Origin of the sequence: Mycobacterium sp. (assembly GCF_049683355.1) — a bacterium.
Lineage (GTDB): Bacteria > Actinomycetota > Actinomycetes > Mycobacteriales > Mycobacteriaceae > Mycobacterium.
Genome location: NZ_JBAUJB010000479.1, coordinates 1 through 5,249 on the forward strand (window position 1 = coordinate 1; position 5,249 = coordinate 5,249).

The 5,249-nt window shown below is 70.6% G+C and carries 5 protein-coding genes; all 5 read right to left on the reverse strand.

The window, feature by feature from the left end; translation table 11 throughout:
* A partial coding sequence (locus WA944_RS26820) for a DUF1707 domain-containing protein (protein ID WP_526647514.1) occupies positions 1-127 on the reverse strand: 127 nt, incomplete at its 3' end.
* Between the two features lie 138 nt (positions 128-265).
* Positions 266-2,482 (reverse strand): AAA family ATPase, encoded by a 2,217-nt coding sequence (locus WA944_RS26825; protein WP_526647512.1) that lies wholly within the window; start codon positions 2,480-2,482, stop codon positions 266-268.
* Between the two features lies 1 nt (position 2,483).
* Positions 2,484-3,347: a CDP-diacylglycerol--serine O-phosphatidyltransferase gene (gene pssA, locus WA944_RS26830; RefSeq protein WP_526373873.1), complete on the reverse strand. Its 864-nt coding sequence runs from the start codon at positions 3,345-3,347 to the stop codon at positions 2,484-2,486.
* Positions 3,344-4,042, reverse strand: coding sequence for a phosphatidylserine decarboxylase (locus tag WA944_RS26835; protein WP_370333501.1), 699 nt, complete (start codon positions 4,040-4,042; stop codon positions 3,344-3,346). The genes pssA and WA944_RS26835 overlap by 4 nt, the downstream gene beginning before the upstream one ends.
* A 59-nt stretch (positions 4,043-4,101) precedes the next feature.
* A partial coding sequence (gene moeA, locus WA944_RS26840) for a molybdopterin molybdotransferase MoeA (RefSeq protein WP_526647513.1) occupies positions 4,102-5,249 on the reverse strand: 1,148 nt, incomplete at its 5' end.

The window sequence follows — 5,249 nt, forward strand, 5'->3', positions numbered from 1 at the left end:
CCATGTCCAGATACCCCTGGGCCAGGGCCTGCCCGAGCAGCGTCGCGACGGATTCCCGGTCGCGATCGCCGGCCCGCAGGCCGGGGGTTACTGAGTCCCGCACATCCATGGCCATGCTCCTCAACATCTTGACATCGACTAGTTCGACTATGCCGTCAGTAACTAGTCACTGTCAAGATGTATTCCCGATTCGTCGAGACTGCGGTGGCGGCGCAGGAGTACGAGTGCGTCGCGCCACCCGCGCAGTCTCAATGCAGCGCGAGAGCTAGTGGGCGTCGGCGAAGTCCCGCAGCGCATCCACCTGGGCGGGGTCCAGTGAGGGTCGCACCGCCTCACGGGCTGCGGCGACGTCGGCGGCGGTCACGTCCGCGGCATCGATGGACCGGCGCATCGCCGTCAGCGCCGCCTCGCGAAGCAGTGACACGCAGTCGGCGGCGCTGTAGCCGTCCAGGTCGCGGGCCAGGCTGTCGAGGTCGACGGCTTCGGATCCTTCCGAGGCGAGCGGAACCGATTTGCCCGCCGTGCGCAGAATCTGGCTGCGGGCCTCGGCATCGGGAGGCTCGACGAACACCAGCTTCTCCAGCCGGCCCGGCCGCAGCAGGGCCGGATCGATCAGGTCCGGGCGGTTCGTCGCCCCGAGCACGACAACGTCGTTGAGCGGTTCGATGCCGTCGAGTTCGGTCAGCATCGCCGCCACCACGCGGTCGGTGACGCCCGAGTCGAAGCTCTGTCCGCGACGGGGTGCCAGCGCGTCGATCTCGTCGAGGAAGATCAGCGAGGGGGCGGAATCCCTGGCCCGGCGGAACAGCTCGCGCACCGCCTTCTCTGACGATCCGACCCACTTGTCCATCAGCTCAGCGCCTTTGACCGCGTGCACGCTGAGCCGGCCCGAGCTGGCGAGTGCCCGCACCACGTAGGTCTTCCCGCAGCCGGGAGGGCCGTAGAGCAACACTCCCCGCGGTGGCTGTACGCCGAGGCGCTCGAACGTCTCGGGGTGCTGCAGCGGCCACAGCACCGCTTCGGTGAGCGCCTGCTTGGTCTCGACCATGTCGCCGACGTCGTCGAGCGTCACCGACCCGACGGAAACCTCTTCGGTCGCCGACCGTGACAGTGGTCGGATGACGCCCAGGGCCCCGGTCAGGTCCTCCTGCTTCAACGCAGGCGCCTCGCCGTTCTCGCTGGCCCGCGCGGCGGCCCGCAACGCCGCCTCACGCACCAGGGCGGCCAGGTCTGCCACCACGAATCCCGGTGTGCGCTCACCGATTTCGTCGAGATCGAGATCACCGGTGGGAACGTCACGAAGCAGCACTTCGAGCAACTGCCTGCGCACCGCCCCGTCGGGCAGGCTGAGCCCGAGTTCGCGGTCGCACAGATCGGGTGCCCGCAGTCGGGGGTCGACGTTGTCGGGGACCGCCGAGGTGGCGACGAACGCCACACCCTTGGTCGCGATCGCCGAGCGGAACTCGGTGAGGACCAGGGTGGCCACCGGATCGGCGGGTACCGCCAGCAGGGCGTCGATGTCGGTGATCAGCAGGACACCGCCCCCGTCACGCACCGCCTGCACCGCCGATGCCACGTTGCCGAGCCGGTCCTCGGCGTGCAGCGACCCCACCTCCGGTCCGTCGAGTTCGACCAGCCGTCTGCCGGCGCAGACGGTGCGCACCATGGTGGCTTTGCCGACGCCTGCCGGGCCCGACACCAGGACACCGAGATTGGCTGTGGCGCCGAGCTTTTCCAGAAGCTCGGGCTCGTCGAGCGCGAGCTTGAGCCATTCGGCGAGCCGGCCGGCCGGCACGTGGGCGCCCTTGAGGTCGTCGAACCCGATCGCCGGGGGCTCCTCGGTGACGATGTGTCCGGCGGTGGCGTCAGGGGCCGACGGGGTGCCCTGCGCGCCGAGGGAGCCCCAACCGACCAGTGAATTGGGTTGCACGCTCACAGGTCCGGACGGATCCACCGCGGTGACCGTCAGCAGCTCCGAGGTCCACGTGATGCCCACCGACGACGCCAGCGCCGCGCTGGCCTGGGAGCTCGAGGTGCCGGGCCCGAGGTCACGCGGCAGCAGCGACACGGTGTCCCCGACCGTCATCACCTTGCCCAGCAGCGCCTGCCGCAAGGTCGCCCCGGCGATCGACTGGGTAGCCAGCCGTGACCCGCTCAGCGTGACGCTGCGGGCGCCGTACACCGTGACCGGAGCGACGAGCACCGAGGTGTCCTCCCGCAGACCGGCATTCGACAGAGTCACGTCGTCGAGCAGTGCGGTGCCCGTCGGCGTGCCGGCCGGCGCCGCCCCGACCACCGCGGCTGTGGTGCGCGCACCCGTCAGCGATACCGCATCCCATTCGCGGATGCCCAGTGCGGCGATGGCCTCGGGATGCAGCCGGACCACGCCGCGTCGGTTGTCCAGCGCCGAGTTGTTCAACCGGGCCGTCAGTGCGAGGTGCGCTCCCGGCGGGCGGGCCGGTGAGGTGTCGAGCTCGGACATGTCAGCCCCTCGGTGGCCGGCGCAGGCCGAGTCGCATCATCGACCGGCGATGCGGCTGGGCCCGACGGAAGGCTCGCCGCGCGGCGCGCTGCTGTCGTGGTTTGTCGTCCCACACCTCGGGGTGTTGCGACAGGAATCGCCGGGTGCGGATGGCGAACGGGATGTGGATGACGTAGGCCGCGATGATCAACAGGATGACGATGTAGCCGTAGAGGATTGCCGCCGCCACACCGATGGCCAGCAGGGCCAGCAGCGGCGCGACCATGTTGGGCGGGACCGAGAACGTGTGGATCTTGCGCATCGGCAGCGTGCTGACGGCCAACAGCGAGACGGTGATCATCCAGATCACCACGGCCGGCTCCGAGGTCCACCAGCCCTCGCCGAACTGCATCTTGGCGGCCAGCGGCCCGATCGCCCCGATCGCCCCTGCGGGGGCGGGCATTCCGACGAAGTACTTCTTCTCGTAGTCAGGTTGTTCGATGCTGAGCATCGCGTTGAACCGCGCCAGCCGCAGCACGATGCACACCGAGTAGAGCAGCACCACGATCCAGCCGATTTGGGACGTGGACAGCAGTGTGCCATAGACGATGAACGCCGGTGCCACGCCGAAGTTCACCGCATCGGCCAGCGAGTCGAGTTCCTCACCCATCCGTGACGTCGCGTTGAGCGCACGGGCGATCCGGCCGTCGAGGGCATCGAGGATGGCGGCGATCGCCAGGAACGCCATCGCCTCGGTCGGCCGGTCGTCGAGCGCGAACTTGACGGCACTGAGCCCGAGGCAGATCGCGGCGACCGTCATCGCGCTGGGCAGGATGCGGACGCTCATGACCGGCGCCTTCATCCGGCGCGTGCGGGGTTTGATCATGGCAACTCGGCCAGCACGGTCTCGCCGGCCAGCGCCCGCTGGCCGACCTCGACGAGGATGTCGGACCCGGCGGGCAGGTAGGTGTCCAGCCGGGAGCCGTAGCGGATCAGGCCGTAGGTATCACCGATGGCGATCTTGTCGCCGGGCTTGACGCCACAGACGATGCGCCGGGCCAGCAGTCCGGCGATCTGCACGGCGACGACCTCGGCCCCCTCGGGCGAGCGGATCAGGATGCTGTTGCGCTCGTTGTCGGAACTGGCGGCGGCCAGGTCGGCGGAGACGAACAGCCCGGGGCGGTGCGCGACGGTGACGACCTCCCCGCCGATCGGGGCCCGCTGCACATGGGCGTCCAACAGCGACAGGAAGATGCTGATGCGCGGCAACGGTGTTGCGGCCAGTCCGAGTTCGCTCGGCGGTATCTCCTCGTCGACCACGCAGATCAGCCCGTCGGCGGGTGCGACGACCAGGCCGGGCCGGGTCGGTGGCTGCCGTGGCGGGTGCCGGAAGAACGCGGCGTTGGCGGCGGCGGAGGTGAGGCCGGCGCGGCGCAGCCAGCGGTTCCGGCGTCCCACGAGCGCGACCGCCAGGCTCACACCGACGAACGGCAGACCCTCGGGGTGCATCGGCGGGACCGAAGATCGAATCAGGGCCGCCAGTCGCGCGGGGCCTGTTTTGAGGTCGGGGCGTCTGGCCATCGTGCAGCGATTCTACGGGTCCCTAGGCGACGGGCTCGCGTGCGGCAGGGACTGATCTGCTAGCGCAGGTCCCACACCAGGACACGCTCGCCGGCTGCCACCTCGCCGGTGGCCTCGTCGAGTTCGAGCAGGCAGTTCGCCGACGCCAGCCATCGCAGGTGATGTGATGCCGGCGGGCCGTAGCTGGTCACCGCATCGCCGTCGAGCACCCCGCGGCGGAACTGGCGCTTGCCGCGGGGAGAGGTGAGGTCCTCGCTGAGCACGGCCGTGCGGCGCGGCCGGTCGGGGTCGGGCAGGCCCATCGCGGCGCGCAGCGCCGGCCGGATGAACACCTCGAACGACACCAGGGCGCTGACCGGATTGCCGGGCAGCGTGATGATGGGGGTGTCGTCCACGCGGCCCGCGCCCTGCGGCATGCCCGGTTGCATCGCGACCTTGACGAACTCGACGGTTCCCGACAATGCGTCCTTGACCACCTCGTAGGCGCCGGCGCTGACGCCGCCGGTGGTGACGATGAGGTCGACGTGTCCTGCGGCGGTGTGGTGCCGCAGGGTTTCGCGGAACGCGTCGACGTCGTCGCCGGTCATCGGCGACGCCACCACCTCGCCGCCGGCGTCGCGCACCGCGGCCGCCAGCATCACCGCGTTGGACTCGTAGATCTGACCAGGCTGCAGCGGGGTGCCCGGCGCCACCAGTTCGGTGCCGGTCGACAGCACCAGTACCCGCTGGCGTGGCACCACCGTCAGATCGGCCAGGCCGAGCGCGGCGGCCAGACCCAGCACCGCGGGTGTGACGACCTGACCGGCCCGCAGCACGGTGGTGCCGGCGGTGACGTCCTCGCCCGCGCGGCGGATGTGCTGCCCGGGCCGGGCGCTCGTCCGGATCGTCACCGTGTCCACGGCGCCGTCGGTGGCCTCGACGGGCACCACGCCCGTCGCCCCCCACGGCAGCGGCGCGCCCGTCATGATCCGGTGGGCGACGCCCGATGTGATCGTCGGGATGTCGGTGCGGCCTGCGGGGATGTCCTCGGCGACCGGAAGCCGCACCGGGGTGTCGTCGGTCGCGGCGGCGACGTCCTCGACGAGGACCGCGTATCCGTCCATCGCCGAGTTGTCGAAGCCCGGCAGCGACAACGGGGCGACGACGTCGTCGGCCAGAACCAGGCCGAGCGTCTGCGCGACCGGGAGGGGCACCGGCCGTCGTGCGG

Coding starts and splice junctions, on each gene's coding strand:
- WA944_RS26835 (WP_370333501.1), bottom strand. CDS start 4,042: ATGGCCAGACGCCCCGACCTCAAAACAGGCCCCGCGCGACTGGCGGCC.
- pssA (WP_526373873.1), bottom strand. CDS start 3,347: ATGATCAAACCCCGCACGCGCCGGATGAAGGCGCCGGTCATGAGCGTC.
- WA944_RS26825 (WP_526647512.1), bottom strand. CDS start 2,482: ATGTCCGAGCTCGACACCTCACCGGCCCGCCCGCCGGGAGCGCACCTC.